Origin of the sequence: Nocardia arizonensis (genome assembly GCF_001310275.1) — a bacterium.
Classification (GTDB): domain Bacteria; phylum Actinomycetota; class Actinomycetes; order Mycobacteriales; family Mycobacteriaceae; genus Nocardia; species Nocardia arizonensis.
On sequence record NZ_LGYZ01000065.1, the window covers coordinates 32,946 to 51,468 of the forward strand.

Annotated in this window: 17 protein-coding genes and 1 pseudogene; 8 read left to right on the forward strand and 10 right to left on the reverse strand. The window is 68.3% G+C overall.

The window, feature by feature from the left end:
* The first annotated feature begins 20 nt into the window (after positions 1-20).
* Together APZ21_RS11835 and sigJ are read left to right on the forward strand one after the other, a co-directional pair.
* Entirely contained in the window at positions 21-443 is a 423-nt protein-coding gene (locus APZ21_RS11835; RefSeq protein WP_054813330.1) for a PPOX class F420-dependent oxidoreductase, read from the forward strand.
* An 88-nt stretch (positions 444-531) separates the two neighbouring features.
* Positions 532-1,491, forward strand: coding sequence for an RNA polymerase sigma factor SigJ (sigJ, locus tag APZ21_RS11840; RefSeq protein ID WP_054813331.1), 960 nt, complete (start codon positions 532-534; stop codon positions 1,489-1,491).
* 24 nt (positions 1,492-1,515) lie between these two features.
* On the opposite strand, the gene ald is transcribed toward sigJ, so the two are convergent.
* Complete coding sequence (gene ald / locus APZ21_RS11845; RefSeq protein ID WP_054813332.1) at positions 1,516-2,631, reverse strand: alanine dehydrogenase; 1,116 nt, start codon at positions 2,629-2,631, stop codon at positions 1,516-1,518.
* A gap of 52 nt (positions 2,632-2,683) precedes the next feature.
* On the reverse strand, positions 2,684-3,451 hold the full coding sequence (locus APZ21_RS11850) for an MBL fold metallo-hydrolase (protein WP_054813333.1): 768 nt from the start codon (positions 3,449-3,451) through the stop codon (positions 2,684-2,686).
* A 71-nt stretch (positions 3,452-3,522) separates the two neighbouring features.
* On the opposite strand from APZ21_RS11850, the gene APZ21_RS11855 reads away from it, so the two are divergent.
* The 4 genes from APZ21_RS11855 (at position 3,523) to APZ21_RS11870 (ending at position 6,219) form a co-directional block, all read left to right on the forward strand.
* The gene (locus tag APZ21_RS11855) at positions 3,523-4,506 is read left to right on the forward strand and encodes a GlxA family transcriptional regulator (RefSeq protein ID WP_054813334.1); all 984 of its coding nucleotides are present in this window, start codon (positions 3,523-3,525) and stop codon (positions 4,504-4,506) included.
* Positions 4,503-5,057: a gamma carbonic anhydrase family protein gene (locus APZ21_RS11860; protein ID WP_054813335.1), complete on the forward strand. Its 555-nt coding sequence runs from the start codon at positions 4,503-4,505 to the stop codon at positions 5,055-5,057. The genes APZ21_RS11855 and APZ21_RS11860 overlap by 4 nt, the downstream gene beginning before the upstream one ends.
* A gap of 128 nt (positions 5,058-5,185) precedes the next feature.
* Positions 5,186-5,422 (forward strand): hypothetical protein, encoded by a 237-nt coding sequence (locus APZ21_RS11865; protein WP_239476589.1) that lies wholly within the window; start codon positions 5,186-5,188, stop codon positions 5,420-5,422.
* Positions 5,423-5,598: 176 nt separating this feature from the next.
* On the forward strand, positions 5,599-6,219 hold the full coding sequence (locus tag APZ21_RS11870) for a TetR/AcrR family transcriptional regulator (RefSeq protein ID WP_054813336.1): 621 nt from the start codon (positions 5,599-5,601) through the stop codon (positions 6,217-6,219).
* Between the two features lie 1,110 nt (positions 6,220-7,329).
* Here the strand turns inward: APZ21_RS11870 and APZ21_RS36180 are convergent.
* Positions 7,330-7,926, reverse strand: a pseudogene (locus APZ21_RS36180) (Eco57I restriction-modification methylase domain-containing protein); the annotation flags it as partial.
* 170 nt (positions 7,927-8,096) lie between these two features.
* On the opposite strand from APZ21_RS36180, the gene APZ21_RS11880 reads away from it, so the two are divergent.
* Together APZ21_RS11880 and APZ21_RS11885 are read left to right on the forward strand one after the other, a co-directional pair.
* Positions 8,097-8,792: a nitroreductase gene (locus APZ21_RS11880; protein ID WP_054813337.1), complete on the forward strand. Its 696-nt coding sequence runs from the start codon at positions 8,097-8,099 to the stop codon at positions 8,790-8,792.
* A gap of 153 nt (positions 8,793-8,945) precedes the next feature.
* Complete coding sequence (locus tag APZ21_RS11885; protein ID WP_054813338.1) at positions 8,946-9,389, forward strand: hypothetical protein; 444 nt, start codon at positions 8,946-8,948, stop codon at positions 9,387-9,389.
* 7 nt (positions 9,390-9,396) lie between these two features.
* Here the strand turns inward: APZ21_RS11885 and APZ21_RS11890 are convergent, their stop codons facing one another.
* The 7 genes from APZ21_RS11890 to aceE all read right to left on the reverse strand — a co-directional run bounded on the left by APZ21_RS11890 (position 9,397) and on the right by aceE (position 18,378).
* Complete coding sequence (locus APZ21_RS11890) at positions 9,397-9,867, reverse strand: winged helix-turn-helix transcriptional regulator (protein WP_054813339.1); 471 nt, start codon at positions 9,865-9,867, stop codon at positions 9,397-9,399.
* Between the two features lie 100 nt (positions 9,868-9,967).
* A complete protein-coding gene (locus tag APZ21_RS11895; protein WP_054813340.1) occupies positions 9,968-11,401 on the reverse strand; it encodes an acyl-CoA carboxylase subunit beta in 1,434 nt (477 codons plus the stop codon).
* Positions 11,402-11,511: 110 nt separating this feature from the next.
* The gene (locus APZ21_RS11900) at positions 11,512-12,762 is read right to left on the reverse strand and encodes a KasA/KasB family beta-ketoacyl-ACP synthase (protein ID WP_054813341.1); all 1,251 of its coding nucleotides are present in this window, start codon (positions 12,760-12,762) and stop codon (positions 11,512-11,514) included.
* A gap of 10 nt (positions 12,763-12,772) precedes the next feature.
* Positions 12,773-13,072 (reverse strand): meromycolate extension acyl carrier protein AcpM, encoded by a 300-nt coding sequence (gene acpM / locus APZ21_RS11905; protein ID WP_054813342.1) that lies wholly within the window; start codon positions 13,070-13,072, stop codon positions 12,773-12,775.
* Between the two features lie 121 nt (positions 13,073-13,193).
* Positions 13,194-14,108, reverse strand: a complete 915-nt coding sequence (locus tag APZ21_RS11910; RefSeq protein ID WP_054813343.1) for an ACP S-malonyltransferase — start codon at positions 14,106-14,108, stop codon at positions 13,194-13,196.
* Positions 14,109-14,236: 128 nt separating this feature from the next.
* Complete coding sequence (locus APZ21_RS11915; protein WP_054813344.1) at positions 14,237-15,571, reverse strand: PucR family transcriptional regulator; 1,335 nt, start codon at positions 15,569-15,571, stop codon at positions 14,237-14,239.
* 11 nt (positions 15,572-15,582) lie between these two features.
* Positions 15,583-18,378 carry a pyruvate dehydrogenase (acetyl-transferring), homodimeric type gene (aceE, locus tag APZ21_RS11920; RefSeq protein ID WP_371852372.1) on the reverse strand — a complete coding sequence of 932 codons (2,796 nt, stop codon included), beginning with the start codon at positions 18,376-18,378 and terminating at the stop codon, positions 15,583-15,585.
* Positions 18,379-18,523 lie beyond the last annotated feature (145 nt).

An 18,523-nucleotide genomic window follows, 5' to 3' on the forward strand; every position in this document is an offset into this window, starting at 1 on the left:
CCCCGGCGGTAGACACCGGTATGAGACTCGACGACACCGCCCGCGCACTCATCGGCGGCGGCGCGAACGCGACGCTGGTGACCCTCAACCCCGACGGCAGCCCGCAGGTCAGCGTCGTGTGGGTGGCGCTGCGATCCACCACGGACGGCGACGAACTCGTCACCGCACACCTGGGCGAATACCAGAAGGTCCGCAATGTCCGCCGCGATCCGCGGGTGGCGGTGACCATCCTGTCCACCGAGGCCGGCGGGATCATGCGGCCCTATCTCGCGGTTTCGGGCACCGCGCGCATCACCGAGGGCGGTGCGCCGGAACTGCTCGCCGAACTCGCGAAGACACTCGTCGGTCCCGACGCCGACTTCCCGCCCGCGGGCGCACCGCCCGGTGTCCTGACCCACATCCGTATCGACAAGGTCGGCGGTATCGGGCCCTGGGCCTCCTGAGTCGCCGATGCCGCGGGGTGATGTCACACGGCGCGGCCCCGCGACGTCATCTCGATGACGTATCCGAGACGAGCGAACGGCGGTAGTCATGACATTCCACGAACCGGCGGCACCCCACGATCCGGCGACCGCCGAGCTGGCTCGCCGATTCGAGGAACACCGCGCGTACCTGCGCAGACTCGCCTACAGCACGCTCGGCAGCCTGACCGACGCCGACGATGTCGTGCAGGAGGCGTGGCTGCGGTTGCAGCGCCACCATGAGGCGGGCCGGGTCGGCGAGATCGAGAACCTGCGGGCCTGGCTCACCACCGTCACCGGCAGGCTGGCGCTGGACCAATTGGGTTCGGCACGCGCCCGCCGCGAACAGTACGTAGGCGAATGGCTGCCGGAACCGGAGGTCACTGCCTGGGAAGATCCGGCCGATCGGGTGAGTCAGGACGAGCGGGTGACCACCGCACTGTTGGTGGTGCTCGAATCGCTCTCGCCCGCCGAGCGCACCGCGTTCGTCCTCCAGGACGTGTTCGGCATGAGTGGGCCCGAGGTGGCCGAGGTCGTCGGGCGCAGCCCCGCGGCGGTGCGGCAACTGGCCTCCCGGGCGCGCAAGCGGGTCGAGGACGGCACGCCGCGGTTCCCCGCCTCGGCCGATGAGCAACGCAAGGTGGTCACGGCCTTCGCGCTGGCGTGGCGGTCGGGTGATCTGAGCGCCCTGCTCGGCGTGTTGGACGCCCGGGTCGGGCTCACCGCCGACGGCGGCGGCAAGGTGCCCGCCATCCGGCAGCCGGTGTTCGGTGCCGAACTCGTCGCGAAACTGCTGCTCGGCTGGTACCACGCACCCGCCGCGAAGGGCGCGTGGGGACGGGCGGTGCTGGTCAACGGCAGGCCGGGGCTCGTGGTCTTCGACGGTCACCACGTCGGGGTCTTCGATTTCACGATCGACGCGGGCCGCATCGTCACGATCAACGTCGTCCGCAATCCCGACAAACTGCACGACCTGCCGTCCGGGGGCCTGCCCGACTGGTATCTCAACGATCCGGGCGACGCCGACTGACGACGGTCGTGGCGGGCCGTGCGCTCATCCGAGCGCCTCGGCCATCCGCGCCGCCGTGAACCCGTGTGCGGCGGCGACTTCCGGCGACAGCAGTCGCCCCGCGTCGGCGGTCAGTCCGTGCGCCAGATCGGGATGCCGCGCGCACGCCGCCCGCCAGCCGGACTCGGCCATGGCGAGAATGTAGGGCAGTGTGGCGTTGGTGAGCGCCACCGTCGAGGTGTGCGGCACCGCGCCCGGCATATTCGCCACGCAGTAGTACAGCGAATGCGCCACCCGGAAGGTCGGGTTCGCGTGCGTCGTCGGACGCGAGCCCTCGAAGCAGCCGCCCTGGTCGATGGCGATGTCGACCAGGACCGAACCAGGACGCATCCGCGCGACGAGATCGGTCGAGACCAGTTTCGGCGCACGCGCGCCCGGCACCAGCACCGAACCGATCACCAGATCGGCGGCCAGGACCGCGCTCTCGATCTCGGCGATATTGGAGGCCAATGTCGTGAGCCGTCCGTCGAAGCGGGCATCGAGATCGCGCAGGCGGACCGCGTTGGTGTCCAGTACCGTCACCCGCGCGCCCATGCCCACCGCGACGGTCGCGGCGTTGGTCCCGGCCACCCCGCCGCCGAGCACCACCACCTCGGCGGGCCGCACTCCCGGCACCCCGCCGAGCACGATGCCCGCCCCGCCCAGCGGAGCCATCAGATGGTAAGCGCCCACCTGCGTTCCGAGCCTGCCCGCCACCTCGCTCATCGGCGCGAGCAGCGGCAGCGATCCGTCGGCGGCGCGCACGGTCTCGTAGGCGATGGCGGTGATCCCGGAACGCAGGATCGCCTCGGTGCAGGCCCGCGACGCGGCCAGATGCAGGTAGGTGAACAGCACCTGTCCCGGTCGCATCCGCCCGTACTCCGGTTCGACGGGCTCCTTGACCTTCAAGACCAGTTCGGCCTCGCGCCACACCGATTCGGCGGTGGGCGCCGAATGCGCGCCCACCGCCGTGTAATCGGCGTCGGCGAATCCCGAGCCCGCGCCCGCCGCGGTCTCGACCAGCACCTCGTGCCCGTGCCGGACGAGTTCCCCCGCGCCCGCGGGCGTCAGCGCCACCCGGAACTCCTGTTCCTTGACCTCGCGTGGAACTCCGATCCTCATGACGCCATGGTGACCCACCCATGACCGGTTCGCCATGACGGCGCGCCCGAGGTCACAGCCGGATCGTGTGCCCCGACGGCGGAATCCGCAGTTGCGCGCCACGCCCGCCGTACTCGAAGACCCGGGCGAGATGGTCGAGGGTCTCGCTGAAATGCGCCCAGCCCTCGCCGTGCACCGGGACCACGACCGCGTCGCCGAGCAGTTCCGCGGCCAGCAGCGCGGTCCGCGCGTTCAAGGTGGCGTCGCTGTCCTCGAAGCGGCCGACATTGGCGGCCCCGACATTGAGGATCGCGATGTCGACGGCTCCGACGCGGTCGACGATCTCTGCCACCACCGCCACCGAGGCATTGTCGCCGGAGACGTACACCGTCGGCTGTCGCGGGGCCGCGAGCACGAATCCGGTGACCACGCCGCTGAACGCTTCGCATCCGGGCGGGCCGTGCAGGGCCGGCACCGCGGTCACCCGCACCGCTCCGATCGTGACGGTCTCCCAGTTCTCCAGTCCCCGAACCCCGTTCACGCGGCCCGCGGCGTCCGGGGTGGACAGCACGGTCGGCACCCGGGTGAGGAAGGCGCGGCCCGCGTTGTCGAGGTTGTCGGCGTGCTGGTCGTGCGAGAGCAGGACCACGTCGATCGGACCGACCGCGTCCGGGTCGAGGGCGGGGCCGCTGAGTTTGTGCAGGGTCACCGGACCCGGGTAGTCGCCGGGCGGGTCGAAGGTCGGGTCGGTCAGAAAGGTGAGTCCGGCGTAGCGCAGTCGCAGGGTGGGGCCGCCGATGTGCAGCGCTTCGACGGCGGTGTCGGTGATCGTCTCGGTCATGTGGTCGATCGTGCGCGCGGACGGATGTCATCGACAGTGGCCCGGAGGACATCTATCGCTAAGATCGGGCCATGCACACCGTGGCGGTTCTGGCCTTCGATGGCGTGAGCCCGTTCCATCTGTCGGTGCCCGCACTGGTCTTCGGCCGGGTGGGTTCGCACGGCGACGCGCCCTACCGCGTGCGGGTCTGCGCCGAGAGTCCGGGAACCCTGTCCACCCCCGCCGGATTCGACATCCACGTCGAACACGGACTCGAGGCATTCGAAGACGCCGAGACCGTGGTCGTCCCCAGCTGGTCATCGGGCCTCGGCATCTCCGCCGACCTGCGCGCCGCCCTCGTCGCCGCGCACGCGCGGGGAGCGCGCGTCGTCGGACTCTGCCTCGGCGCGTGGGCGATAGCCGCCTCAGGACTCGTCGACGGCCGCGAGATCACCACGCACTGGTCGGCCGCCGCCGATCTGGCCCGCGCGTATCCGGCCGTGCGCGTGCGCGCCGACTCCCTGTGGTCGGATCTCGGCGACGTGGTCACCTCGGCGGGCGTGGCCGCGGCACTGGACTGCTGCCTGCATCTGGTGCGCGCCGACCTCGGCAGCCGGGAGGCGACCGAACTGGCCCGCACGCTGGTCACCGCACCGCATCGCAGCGGTTCGCAGGCGCAGTACATCCCGGTCGCCGTGCCCGACGACGCCGACGACGATCCCGTCGAACGCGCGATGGTCTGGGCCCGAACGCATCTCGGCGACCCGCTCGACCTGGACAGCTGGTCGCGCGTAGCCCTCATGTCGCGGCGGAGCTTCACCCGCCGCTTCCGCGAACGCACCGGCGACAGTCCGCAGCGCTGGCTGCTGCACCAGCGCGTCGACCGTGCCCGGCTGCTGCTCGAATCCACCGACGACACCGTCGAGCGCATCGCCGCCGACACCGGGTTCCGTACCGCGGTGAGCCTGCGTCACCACTTCCAGCGTCTGTTGGGCACCAGTCCCGCCGCGCATCGCGCGCTGTTCCGCACCGCGGGCCGGTACCGCGAGCCGGCTGCGGCTAAGTTGCCTACATGATTATGGAGGTCGGCGGTATCGTGCCGGAGATCGATGACAGCGCCTGGATCGCACCCACCGCGATCGTGCTCGGGCGGGCGAAGCTGGCCGAACAGGTCAGCATCTGGTACGGAGCGGTGGTGCGCGCCGACATCGAGGACATCACCATCGGCGCGCGCACCAATATCCAGGACGGCTGCGTGCTGCACGCCGACCCCGGTTTCCCGCTGACCGTCGGCGCGGGTGTCTCGGTGGGACACAACGCGATTCTGCACGGCTGCACCATCGGCGACGAAGTGTTGGTCGGCATGGGCGCGACGGTGCTCAACGGCGCGGTGATCGGCGAGGGCAGCCTGATCGCGGCGAACGCGCTGATTCCCGAGGGCGCACGGATTCCCCCCGGCTCGCTGGTCGCGGGAGTGCCCGGCAAGGTCCGGCGCGAACTGACGGCGGCCGACCGCGAGGGCATCCGCCTCAACAGCGCTGTGTACCTACACAACACGCAGATGCACCGCAGCGCGAAGGTCTGTGATACACCGCACACTGATCAAATGTCCAGCAGGATGGGCTGATAGCATTTTGCCTGCGTGCCCGGCGTCCCGGGGGCTCTTGCCGAGACGTTTCGTCCAGCGATTCGCTTTGTGAATTCGCTGTGTGAATTCGCAGAGGTGAGCCCGCCCCCGGGGTGGCCTGGCGTTGCGTGCAGGCAGGAGGTATCACGGTGGCGTACGGCAATTCGAGTATGCACCGGCCGAAGGGGCGGATCAGCGTCGCGGACATCGCGGCACAACCCGGCGGCATCGAGGCACTACAGCGTAGGGTTCACGAACTGCGTTCCAAGGGCGTCGATTTCGCGGCAAATGCCATCGAGCAGGAAATGGCCGATCTGGATCTGCCGAGTTCGGAACAACCGAGTTCGGATCTACCGGGTTCATAAGGGTACACGCGCCACTCGGATCATGGCGCGCGGTGATAGAGTGAGAAGATTCATCCGGCTTCACCTCAATGAATCATCGAACTCGAACGGGACGTCGCACGGCGGTGGAATAATGAACGCCCGCCCTTCGACACCCGCCCCACCGCGCCGGCGTCACCCGACCGACTGGAGATCCGATGCCCACCGTCCCGTCCATGCTCCAGCGGATCCTGGACACGCCCGTCAACGACGGTGAGAAGAAGCTGCTGGAAAGCGCGCTGTCGGCCTTCCTCGACTTCGGCATCAAGCGCACCAGCATGGGCGAGATCGCGCGACGCGCCGGTATCAGTCCGGCCACCCTCTACCGCCGGTTCGAATCCAAGAACGACTTGGTGGAGGCCGTGAGCATGCGTGAGGCGCAACGTTTGGTCAGCGAGATCGACAAGCGCGTGCAGACAAGGGAGAGCGCCGAGGATCAACTCGTGGAGATCTTCGTCGCCTTCATCGCCTCGATGGCGCGCAACGAACTGCTGCGCAGGCTGTTGCGCACCGAACCCGATCTCATCCTGCCGCGCCTCACCACCGACGCGGGTCCCATCCTCGCCGTCGGCCGTACCTATCTGGCGGAGAAACTACGGGAACTGCGCCCCGCCGACAGCGACTACGACCCCGATCTGGTCGCCGAGATCATGGCCCGCCTCGCCCTGTCGCTGGCCCTCACCCCCGACGGTCTGATCCCCCTCGACGATATCGATGCGGCCCGCGAATTCTCCCGCCGCACCCTGCTGCCGATGGTGTCCGGCCGCGCGGGCGCCTGATCCGGGCACAGGGTCCGACACGGCCCCGAATGCCGAGCCGACCAGTTCATCGAGCAGCGCCTGGGTCGGCTCGTCGAGCACCCGCCCCTCGACCAGTTCCCCGACCAGCGCGACGATCTCCCCCGCCATCGCCGAACCGGGATCGGGCAGCGGCAGCCGCGAGACGTACTGGGTGATCCAGCGCCGTCTGCCCGAATACAGCCGATTGCCGCAGACCGCGTCGTAGTAGCGCACCCCGAGCGCCGAATTCGCCACGCCCATCAGCAGATAGCCCAGCCGCTCCCCCGCCAGGTCGGCCAGCGAGATCCAATAGCAGTCCCCGTTCACCACCGCGCCCGACCGGTCGAGGGCGAAACGCGGCCGTTCGCTGATGTCCGGGAAGACGAGTTTGGGCGTTCGCCACAGATGCGGACGCTGCGGCACCCAGATCTCGAACCAGTCGCGCCCGCTGTCGAGCACGTAGCGCCGACCGGCCAGGGTCGGCTCGTGGGTGCGCAGATATGCCTCGGCACCGGGGAATTCGGCCAGATCCACCGGGGTGCGCCGGGTCGCGGCGGTGTCATAGGGATACAGGACGCGAGTGTCGCGGGTCCGCGCGATCCGCCACGGCGCCAGATCCCGGTGGGTGATCAGATCCAACAGCAATTCCGGTTCGGGACACGGTCGCGCCTCGTGCCAGCGGTCGGAGATGAACACCCGATCCGCGGTCGTCTTGATACCCACTCGAATACGGGCCACCTCACCGAAACTGCGCCAGGTGTGATCGGCGACGCCCGCCAGCCAGGTGTCCAGGGTCGGCCGCGACATCCGCCAGGTGCCCTCGGTCGCGCGGGCATCGGGGGCCGCACCGGACCACAGACTGCCCACCTCGACCGCGAAGACACGGCCGTTGTGCGCGACCCGGACGCCCGCGTCGCCGGTCAGCGCGGCGAACAGGTCCGCATCGGAGTCGGGGGCGGATTCGAACGTCTCGTAAGCGGAGACGAAACGGCACCGAGGTCGGATGTCGGTGCGGGTCGCGATGGTGATCGCGGGCAGTACCGCCGCGTCGAAGAGTTTGGTGTCGCCAAGGTCGTAGAGTTCGACCGGCTCGAGTTCCTCGCGCAGTATCGCGCGGATATTCGCCCCCGCGCGGGTGGTCAGGAAGCGATTGGCGCACAGCAGTCCCAGCACGCCGCCGGGGCGCAGCAGGCGGGGCGCGACGGCCACGAACGGGTGGGCCAGATCGATACGCCCGCGCAACCCGAAGCGTTTGGCGAGCAGTCGCGCGGTGGCGCCGCCCATCTGCTGGGTGCGGACATACGGCGGATTGGTGATGATGGCATCGAAACTGTTGTCGGCCAGCCGATCCGACTCGGCCAGGAAATCCCCCGGATGCCACATGGCATCGATGCGCGCGGCGGCGGCGCGGTCGCGGGCTACCGCGAGCGCGGTCTCGTCCGTGTCGAACCCCGTCAGTTCGATACGGACCCCGGGTAATCGTGCCGTGACCTCGCGATGCAGTGAGAGCAGCAACTCCCCGTCGCCGCAGGCCGGGTCCAGGACGCGCAGTGAACCCGATAAGTCCGGTCGCGGCAGGTTGGCCAGCAGCCGGCGCGCCAGGAATTGCGCGAGCGCGGGCGGCGTGTAGTGCCTGCCGTTGCGCTTGCGGGTGGCGCGGGTCTCGGCCCGTCCGGGTCGCGACGACTCGGCCCCTTCGGACCCCATGCGTCGGATTCTGCCGTACGCCCGCGCCCCCCACCGGGTTTTGTGATGTGGGCCTCGGCACGGATCACGCGGTGGCCGCCCGACCGCGCCCGTCACCAAGGAGTTCCGAAAAGAGACCACTAATGCTAGCGTTCGGTCTTGAAACAAGACCGATTGACGGAGGATGGCCGATGAGCCCGACCGATACGCGCACCGAGACCCACACGGCACTGGAGCGGATACTCGACCAGCGCTGGACCTGCCGCCAGTTCATCGACCGGCAGGTGCCGCGCACCACCATCGAGTCGCTGCTGCGACTGGCCCAGCGCACGCCCTCTTGGTGCAACACCCAGCCGTGGCAGGTCGCGGTCACCGAGGGCGCGGGCACCGAACGGTTCCGCACGGCGTTGCTCGACCATGTCGCTCGAGCCGCGCCCGCCCCGGATTTCCCCTTCCCCGCGCAGTACGCCGGTGTATTCCGGGATCGCCGCCGCGAATGCGGCCTGCAACTCTACGACAGCGTCGGCATCGCCAAGGGCGACCACGCGGGCACCATGCGCCAGGCCATGCGCAACTTCGAACTGTTCGACGCGCCGCATGTCGCGATCATCACCTCCGAGGCCGATCTGGGCGTCTACGGCGCGGTCGACTGCGGCCTCTACATCGGCGCCTTCCTGCTCGCCGCGCAGAGTCTCGGCCTCGGCGCGGCCCCGCAGGCCGCACTCGCCTCCTACGCGCCCTTCCTGCGCGAGCACTTCGCCATACCCGACAACCGCAAGGTCGTCGTCGCCATCTCCTTCGGCTATCCCGACACCGATCACCCGATCAACGGCTTCCACACCACCCGTGCCGAACTGGACGCGGTCGCCACCTGGCACACCGACTGATACGAACCAACACCCGCCCGCGGCCGTCTCGGGACCGAGATGGCGCGCGTCGACCTCTCGGGCGACTCGGCCCACGCTAGGGTTGTGTGCCGGGCGACGGCGGGCGCACCGCATCCGGGATGCGCCGACGGACGCTCGGACGGGAGGAACTGTATGCGTTCCATCGGCGCGTTCTCCGCGGCCGCCGCGGCCGTGCTCGTCGCCGGGCTGTCCGGCTGCGCCTACCCGTCCGACGACGCCGCCGAAGCCACCACCGCCCGGACCCCGACGCCGACGACCTCCGCCGCGCCACCGCCGACGCGCGGCACCACCACCGCGCCCGCCATCCCCTTCGTGGTCGAGATCCCCTGCGGAGCAGGACCTTTCGGACTCGAGATGACCACCGTCAGCAGGGCGGTCGACACCGCCTGCGCGGAGGCGGCGGCCGTCCTCGGCGTCTACCTCGCACAGTCCGGCGCCCACGGCGGGGACGTCGTCATCACCGTCGCGGTCGGCGCCGGAGTCTGGGAATGCCGCGCGGTCCAGGGCCGCGCCACCCCGACCCGGGAGTGCGTCGACAAGGACGACCCGGCCCAGACCATCCGCCTCGGCCTCTGAGCCGTGCTCACCCCGCCGCCTGACCGGCCGCGAACCGCAACCCCGGACCCGGCTCCGGTTCGATATCGCGCGCGGTCAATTCCTCGGCACAGCAATCGCATTCGAGACGCACATGCGCCGCGCCCGAACACCCACGGTGCCGGTATTCCACCGGCGGCCCCTCCGGGGCCATATAGGTGTCGCCCCAATCCCGAATCGCCATGAGAATCGGATAGATGTCGTGCCCCTTCGAGGTGAGCCGATATTCCTCGTAGGCGCCGACCGCGGCCTTCTGCTTCACCAGAATCCCGTGGTCGATCAGCCGATCCAGTCGATCCTGCAATCGGCTGCGCGAAATACCCAACGCGCTCTGGAAGGCGTTGAACCGGCGGACGCCCGCGAAGCAGTACTTCAGGATGACCAGTGTCCACCGGTCACCCAGAATCACCAGCGGCCGCGTGATCGAGCACGGCTGTTCGGCAAGCTCCTCGTAACGCACTCCCCGATGCTACCCAGCACCGACGAGCGGACGCAGGCACGACGACGTGGGCCCCGGGAAACTCCCGGGGCCCACGTGTGTTCGATTCACCAACAGCGCGTCACAGCGGAATGTTCTTGTGATGGCTGGGCCGCGACGGCGCGGCGGCCAGCGCCGCGGCGACGGTGCTTCGGGTCTTGGCCGGCTCGATGACCTGGTCGACGACCCCGATCGCGATGGCGCGCTCGACGCCGCCCGCGATCTTCTCGTGCTCCGCGGTCAGACGCTCGTGCAGGGCCTCCCGCTCCTCCTCCGGCGCGGCGGCCAGCGCCTTCTTGTGCAGGATGCCGACCGCGGCCTTGGCGCCCATGACGGCGACCTCGGAACCGGGCCACGCGTACACCGCGGTCGCGCCGAGCGAACGAGCGTTCATCGCGATGTAGGCGCCACCGTAGATCTTGCGGGTGACCAGCGTGACCCGCGGCACCCTGGCCTCGGCGAATGCGTGCAGCAGCTTCGCGCCGCGGCGCACCACGCCTTCCCACTCCTGGCCGACGCCGGGCAGGTAGCCGGGCACGTCGGTGATGACGATCAGCGGAATGCCGAACGCGTCGCACAGGCGCACGAACCGAGCCGCCTTCTCGGCGCTCTCGGAGTTGAGGCAGCCGCCGAGCCGCAGCGGGTTGTTGGCCAGCACGCCCACCGTGCGACCGCCGAGGCGACCCAAACCGGTCACCATGCTGCGCGCGTATCCGGCCTGCAATTCCTCGAAAGTGGATTCGCCGTTGATGTTGTCGAGCAACTCGTGCACGAGCGGCTTGACGTCGTATGCGCGCTTGGCCGACTCCGGCAGCATCGCCTTCAGGTCGACGTCACCGTGCTCGGCGGCGGCCAGATCGAACTCGCCCTGTTCGGCGAACATCGAGACCAGCCTGCGGCCGCGGTGCATGGCGTCGGATTCGCTGTCGGCGACGATGTGGGTCACACCCGACTTCTTGCCGTGGGTCTCGGGACCGCCGAGGGTGGCCATGTCGACCTGCTCGCCGGTGACGCTGCGCACCACATCGGGACCGGTCACGAAGATCCGGCCCTCGGGGGCCATGATCACGATATCGGTCAGCGCCGGGCCGTAGGCGGCGCCACCGGCCGCGAAACCGAGCACCACCGAGATCTGCGGGACCAGGCCCGACGCGCGGACCATCGCCTCGAAGACCTGGCCGACCGCGTGCAGCGCCTCGACGCCCTCCGCGAGCCGGGCGCCACCGGAATGCCAGATGCCGACCACGGGCACACCGGAATCGATGGCGGTGTCGATGGCGTCGACGATGTGCTTGCAGCCCTCGACCCCCATCGCGCCGCCCATGACGGTGGCATCGGAGCAGTAGGCGACGGTGCGGACACCGTCGACCTCGCCGATCGCGGCGAGGACGCCCGACTTGTCACGCGGATGTAGCGGCAGGATGGTGCCGGGATCGAAGAATCGCTGTAGACGGCCCAGCGGGTCACGCGGATCGGTCGCCGTCTCTTGTTGAAACGCGGGAGCAATGATCGTCATCGCGTTTTCTCCTCAATCGATGAATGCCGCTACTGCGGCTGCGTATGTCGAACCGTGGTGGGAGCCGGGTCTTCGGCTCCCACCGGTTCGTTGTGCAGACGGCCGAGCGGCTATGCGCGACCGAAGGCGAGCGCCACGTTGTGCCCACCGAAACCGAACGAATTGTTGATCGCGTATTCGATCTCCTGGCGACGGGCTTCGCCGTGCACCACATCGAGGTCGACCTCGGGATCCTGGTTCTCCAGGTTCAGCGTCGGCGGCACGATGCCATCGCGGACGCTGAGCACCGTCAGCACGGATTCGAGCGCGCCGACGGCGCCGATCGAATGTCCGAGTGCCGACTTCGGGGCATAGACCGAGGGATGGTTGCCCACGGCCTTGTTGATCGCCCTCGCCTCGGCGGTGTCACCGATCGGCGTGGCCGTCGCGTGGGCGTTGATGTGGGTGATGTCCTTGGCGGACAGTCCCGCGGTCTGCAATGCCCGGGTCATGGCGCGCGCGGCGCCGGTGCCCTCGGGATCCGGTGCGACCAGGTGGTAACCGTCCGAGGTGATGCCCGCACCGAGCAGGCGGGCGTGGATCGTGGCGCCGCGAGCCTTGGCGTGCTCCTCGGTCTCGATGACCATGAGTGCGCCCGCCTCGCCGAACACGAATCCGTCCCGGTCCTTGTCGAAGGGACGCGATGCCCCTCGCGGATCGTCGTTACGAGTGCTCATGGCACGCATCATGGTGAACGCCGCGATCGGCACCGCGTCGATGAAACCCTCGACGCCGCCGGTGACGACGATGTCGGCGTCACCCATGACGATCATTCGCCACGCGTTGGCGATGGCCTCGGAGCCGGATGAGCATGCCGAGACCGGAGTGACCACTCCTGCCCGGGCCTTCAGTTCGAGACCGACGACGGCCGAAGGGCCGTTCGGCATGACCATCTGAACAGCCAGCGGCGAGATCTTGCGATAGCCGCCGTTCTTCAGCTTGTCGACCGAATCGATGAGGGCGTCACCGCCGCCAAGCCCCGTGCCGATGGCCACACCCAGTCGCTCGGGGTCGACTTCGGGGCTGCCCGCGTTACGCCAGACCTCACGACCGAGCACGGTCGCGAGCTGCTCCACATAGGCCATGCGCCGACATTCGACCCTGCTGAGCAGGGTGTCCGGCCGAACCTTCAGGTGTCCGCCGATGCGGACCGGAAGATCGTATTCCTCGACGAAGGAATCCTCGAGAACGTCGATACCGCTCTCGCCGTTGAGGAGTCCCTTCCACGTCGCATCGACGTCACCCGCGATCGACGTGGTCGCCGCCAGGCTTGTTACGACGACGTTGGGGAAATTCCCGTTCAAGGTGGAAGGAGTGGTCACTGTTTCGGCCCTACTCGGCGTCGAACTTGGCCTTGAGCTCCGCGGCGGCCTCGCTGTTCTCCGCCTCGAGCTTCTGGATGTAGGCGACAGCGTCGCCGACCGTCTTCAGGCTGGCCAGATCCTCGTCCGGGATCTTCACGCCGTACTTGTCCTCGGTCTGCACTGCGATTTCGACCATGGACAGCGAGTCGATGTCCAGGTCATCGACGAAGGACTTCTCGAGGGTCACCTCGGAGGGTTCGATACCCGTCACCTCTTCGATGATCTTGCCGAGTTCCTCGACGATTTGTTCCTGGGTCAGAGCGGCCACCTTGTGGCTCCCTTCTTGTTGCTTGTAGGGCGTTCAATGTTTATTTCGAATGGAAGCCGCAGATGGTTACCACGGATCCGTCGCGACCGTGCGGTTTTCGCCGTACTGTCGCGGAGGAAAGTTAGCCGGAGGCCGTGAGACCGGCCAACGCGGGGAGGTCTTCGGGAGTTTTCAGGGCCAGCGTGGGCGTGCCCTTCAGTTCCCGCTTGGCGATCCCGACCAGAGTGCCCGCCGGTGGCAGCTCCGCCACCCCCGAAACCCCCGCGGCGCGGATGGTCTCGGTGCACAGATCCCAGCGCACGGGCCGGGTGACCTGTGCCGCGAGCTTGTCGATCGCGTCCTGTCCCGAGGCGACCCGCTGACCGTCGAAATTCGACAGCAGCACCCGGGTCGGCTCGTTGGGCGCGATCCGGCCGATGGCCTCCGCCACCGCGTCCCTGGCCGGGGCCATGTACACGGTGTGGAAGGCGCCCGCGACGGGAAGCGCGCGCACACGCGCTTTCTCCGGCGGATCGGCCGCGAGTTCGGCCAATGCCTCGAGCTTGCCCGCCGCCACGATCTGTCCCACCGCGTTGCGGTTGGCCGGGACGAGATCGAGTTCCGCGAGCCGCTCGAGCACGGCGGCTTCGTCACCGCCGAGCACCGCGGACATTCCGGTCGGCTCCAGCGCGCACGCCTTGGCCATTTCCGCTCCGCGGATGGCGGCCAGTTTGACCGCGTCGTCGGGAGAGATGACCCCGGCGACCGCGGCGGCGGCGAACTCGCCGACCGAGTGCCCGGCGATGATCGTAGCGTCCGTAAGCGAGTTCGGCTCGATTTCGGCGAAGGCCAGCAGCGCGGCCGCGACCACCAACGGCTGGGTAACGGCGGTATCGACGATTTCGTCAGCCGTCGCCGTTGTACCGAGACGAACCAGATCGAGGCCACTGGCCTTCGACCAGAGTGCGAGGCGTTCTCCCGCGCCGGGAAGGTCGAGCCAAGGCGCGAGCATGCCGGGTGTCTGGGACCCCTGTCCTGGGGCGAGCAACGCGATCACGTCTCTAAGAAAACACTGTGAGGCGGGTCGCACGAGATGTCGACGCGAATGAAGCTTGCGGACGCCTTTTGTGGAGGTCCCACAAAAGGCCATGTGGGTCGTTCCGATCGACCGTTAGGCGGAGCGCGTTACATCCCCTCGGAACTCACTGGGATGTGAGGGGCCTCCGATGCAGTTGTTGACGATTCGTTACGAGTTCGTGTCAATCGACCCACTGTTGCCGCAACCCTGAGCACATAGGCATCGCGCGGATTCATCGGATCACGCCCGGTTATCTCGCCTATGCGCTTGAGTCGATACCGAACCGTATTTGGATGGACGTACAGCTGACGCGCGCAGGTCTCTACCGCTCCGCCACAATCCAGATAGGCGTCGAGGGTGTCGGCGAGGGCCGAACCGGCCGCCGCCAACGGGAGGACAAGATACTCGTTCAGCGCGTCGATCGCAGCCCGGTCACCCAGCAGCGCGCGTTCGGGCAGCAATTCTGCCGCATGGACCGGACGCGGCGCACCCCGCCAGCCCACCACGGCCTCCATCCCGGCCAGTGCTTCCACCGCGCTCGCGTGCGCGGCGCCGAGAGTGCGGGTCGTCGGACCGATGACCACGGGGCCTTCGGAGAACACCTCGCCGAGCAGATCCGCGAGGAACGGCGATATGTAGGTGGTCTCGCCGAGATTGCCGCTGACCACCATCACCAGCCGCGACCCCTGCACCACCGCGAGCGCCGCGCGTCCGTGCCGGGCGGCGATCGTGTGCACCGCGCCAACCATCGACACGCCCTGATCCCCCGGCGGCGTCCCCACCAGCACCGTCGCCGGCGCGGTGGCGTCCCAATTCAACGTGGCCGCCCGCGAGAGCATGTCGGGACCGGTGTCGCCGCGCACCACGGCGTCCACCACCAGGGCCTCCAGCCTGGTGTCCCACGCGCCGCGCGACTCCGCCGCACTCGCGTACACCGAGGCGGCGGCGAATCCGAGCTCGCGCCCGTATCGCAGCACCGCCTCGGTCAACGCGACCAACTGCCGGTCGTTGCGCGCCAGCGCGGGCAGCCACTGCTCGAAGAACTCCATGGCCACGCGGACCATGTCAACGGTCTGGCGCAGCGTCAACCGCCGCGCCAGATCCTGCGGAATGACCTGGAAGGCGTCCAGGCTGAACCGGATGTCACTGTCCGGGTCCTGGAGCCATTCCAGGAAGTTCACCACCGCCGTCTGCACCAGCATCTGGACGCCCGCCCGCTGGGCCGCGTCCAGATCGACGAAGAAGGGCAACCGATCCTGCATGGACCCGACCGCCTCGGTGGACAGTCGCCCGGAGAACTGCTTCACGCGCTTGAGCAGCGTGTCCGGGAGAGGGTCGCGGGTCTGCCGGTTCGGGGAGAGCGCGCCGGTCGGCAGATATACCTCGTGCTCGGAGGAGCCTTCGGAGATCCGACGAGGCCGCGGCGGTTTACGGTCCACCATCCAATAGTCCGCTATGCCAGTTCTTCGTCCGCGCTCGCGGCCGGCTTCGGCGCGGCGTCGACATCGTGGATGCGATACCGGTCGGCCGCCGCGAGCACCCGCGCCTTGTCGATCTTGCCCGTGCGGGCCAGACCTTCCAGCGCCGCCACCGCGATCGACTGAGCGTCGACATTGAAGACCCGGCGTGCGGCGGGTCGGGTGTCGGAGAATCCGAACCCGTCGGTGCCGAGGGTGGTGAAATCGCCCGGCACCCACTTGCGCACCTGATCCGGCACCGCCCGCATCCAGTCCGTCGCCGCGACGTAGGGACCGTCGACCCGCGAGAGCGCCTCGGTGACATACGGCACGGCGGGCGCCGCGCCGGGATTCCGCAGCGCCGCGATCTCCTTGGCCAGCGCTTCCTTGCGGAGTTCGCCCCACGAGGTCACCGACCAGACATCGGCCTGCACGCCCCATTCGTCGGCCAGCAGCGCCTGGGCGCGCAGGCCGTCGGGCACGGTGACGCCGGAAACCAGGATCTGGGCCCGGATATCGCCTTCGCCCCCGCGTTTGTAGAGGTAGATGCCCTTGAGCAGACCGTCGACATCGAGGCCGTCGGGCTCGGCGGGCTGCTGATACGGCTCGTTGTAGAGGGTGATGTAGTAGAAGATGTCCTCGCCGCCGAAGCTGTCGTCCGGTCGGCGCACCGGTTCGGTGCCGGGCAGCGCCGCCTGGTGTTCGGGGGTGGTCCCGCCACCGTACATCCGCCGCAGACCGTCGCGCACGATGTGCGCGATCTCGAAGGCGAAGGCCGGGTCATAGGTGACCACCGCGGGGTTGGTCGAGGCCAGCAGCAGCGAGTGCCCGTCGTTGTGTTGCAGGCCCTCACCGGTCAGCGTGGTTCGCCCGGCGGTTGCTCCGAGCACGAACCCGCGCGCGAGCTGATCCGCGGCGGCCCAGAGTCCGTCGCCGGTGCGCTGGAATCCGAACATCGAGTAGAAGATGTAGAGCGGGATCATCGGCTCGCCGTGGGTGGCGTACGAGGTGCCCGCCGCGGTGAACGACGCGGTCGAACCGGCCTCGTTGATGCCCTCGTGCAGAATCTGCCCGACAGTGCTCTCTTTGTAGGCAAGCATCAATTCCGCGTCGACGGATGTGTACAACTGCCCGTTGCGGTTGTAGATCTTCAACGAAGGGAACCACGAGTCCATGCCGAAGGTCCTGGCCTCGTCCGGGATGATCGGCACGATCCGCTTGCCGATCTCCTTATCGCGCAGCAGCTCCTTCATCAGGCGCACGAGCGCCATCGTGGTGGCCACGTTCTGCTTGCCCGAACCCTTGCGCACCGATCGGTACGCCTCGTCGCCCGGAAGTTGCAGAGGCTTTGCCACGGTCCGACGCTCGGGCAGGAACCCGCCGAGTGCCTTGCGCCGGTCCAGCATGTACTGGATCTCCTGGGTGTCGGCGCCCGGGTGGTAGTACGGCGGCAGGTACGGGTCCTTCTCCAATTCGGCGTCGGAGATCGGAATGCGTTGCAGGTCGCGGAAGTCCTTGAGATCCTGCAACGTCAGCTTCTTCATCTGGTGGGTGGCGTTGCGGCCCTCGAAGTGCTTGCCGAGGGTGTAGCCCTTGATGGTTTTGGCGAGGATCACCGTCGGCTGGCCCTTGTGCGCCATCGCCGCGGCGTAGGCGGCGTAGACCTTGCGGTAGTCGTGACCGCCGCGCTTGAGATTCCAGATCTCCTGATCCGACAGATCCTGCACCAGCGCTTTGGTCCGCGGGTCGCGACCGAAGAAGTGGTCGCGCACGTACGCGCCGTCGTTGGCCTTGTATGTCTGGTAGTCGCCGTCGGGCGTGGTGTTCATCAGATTCACCAGTGCGCCGTCGCGGTCGGCGCCGAGCAGCGCGTCCCACTCGCGACCCCAGATCACCTTGATGACATTCCAGCCCGCGCCGCGGAAGAACGACTCCAGTTCCTGGATGATCTTGCCGTTGCCGCGCACCGGGCCGTCGAGGCGCTGGAGATTGCAGTTCACGACGAAGGTCAGATTGTCCAGCCCCTCCATCGCCGCCACGTGCGCCAGTCCGCGCGACTCCGGTTCGTCCATCTCACCGTCGCCGAGGAAGGCCCACACGTGCTGATCGGAGGTGTCCTTGATACCGCGATCGTGCAGGTAGTGGTTGAACCTGGCCTGGTAGATGGCGTTCATCGGACCCAGGCCCATGGACACCGTGGGGAATTCCCAGAAGTTGTTCAGCAGGCGCGGATGCGGATACGAGGGCAGACCGTGCCCGAGCCCGCCGTGGCTGTACTCCTGCCGGAAACCGTCGAGCTGATCGGCGCCGAGCCTGCCCTCGAGGAAGGCGCGCGCGTAGATGCCGGGCGAGGCGTGGCCCTGGATGAAGATGGAGTCACCGCCGCCGGGGTGGTCCTTGCCGCGGAAGAAGTGGTTGAAGCCGACCTCGTACAGCGCCGCCGAGGACGCGTAGGTCGAAATGTGGCCCCCGACACCGATGCCGGGACGCTGCGCGCGATGCACCATGATCGCGGCATTCCAGCGGATCCAGGCGCGGAAGCGACGCTCGACCTCTTCGTCGCCGGGGAACCACGGCTCGTTCTCGGTTGGGATCGTATTGACGTAATCGGTGGACGTCAGCGACGGAATGGCTACCCGACGTTCACCGGCGCGTTCCAAGAGGCGCAACATCAGATAGCGAGCGCGGCCGGGCCCTTCCCGATCGAGCATTTCATCGAAGGATTCGAGCCATTCGCTCGTTTCCTCCGGATCGATATCCGGCAAATAGGACGCCACCCCTTCGCGGATCACCCTGACCCGACCCGCAGGTTGCGCCTGCGCCCCGTTGGCCGCGGGGACGGAATCGGTGCCAGCGGATTTCGCTGGAGCGGACGAATGGATCACGTCGGTCAAAGCTGCTCCTCGTACAGGGGTCGGACAAGCTGATGGCGTCTGT

Bases quoted from the DNA above. Each gene is read 5' to 3' on its own strand.
- APZ21_RS11835 (WP_054813330.1), top strand. From the start codon at position 21: ATGAGACTCGACGACACCGCCCGCGCACTCATCGGCGGCGGCGCGAAC.
- sigJ (WP_054813331.1), top strand. From the start codon at position 532: ATGACATTCCACGAACCGGCGGCACCCCACGATCCGGCGACCGCCGAG.
- ald (WP_054813332.1), bottom strand. From the start codon at position 2,631: ATGAGGATCGGAGTTCCACGCGAGGTCAAGGAACAGGAGTTCCGGGTG.
- APZ21_RS11850 (WP_054813333.1), bottom strand. From the start codon at position 3,451: ATGACCGAGACGATCACCGACACCGCCGTCGAAGCGCTGCACATCGGC.
- APZ21_RS11855 (WP_054813334.1), top strand. From the start codon at position 3,523: ATGCACACCGTGGCGGTTCTGGCCTTCGATGGCGTGAGCCCGTTCCAT.
- APZ21_RS11860 (WP_054813335.1), top strand. From the start codon at position 4,503: ATGATTATGGAGGTCGGCGGTATCGTGCCGGAGATCGATGACAGCGCC.
- APZ21_RS11870 (WP_054813336.1), top strand. From the start codon at position 5,599: ATGCCCACCGTCCCGTCCATGCTCCAGCGGATCCTGGACACGCCCGTC.
- APZ21_RS11880 (WP_054813337.1), top strand. From the start codon at position 8,097: ATGAGCCCGACCGATACGCGCACCGAGACCCACACGGCACTGGAGCGG.
- APZ21_RS11885 (WP_054813338.1), top strand. From the start codon at position 8,946: ATGCGTTCCATCGGCGCGTTCTCCGCGGCCGCCGCGGCCGTGCTCGTC.
- APZ21_RS11895 (WP_054813340.1), bottom strand. From the start codon at position 11,401: ATGACGATCATTGCTCCCGCGTTTCAACAAGAGACGGCGACCGATCCG.
- APZ21_RS11915 (WP_054813344.1), bottom strand. From the start codon at position 15,571: ATGGTGGACCGTAAACCGCCGCGGCCTCGTCGGATCTCCGAAGGCTCC.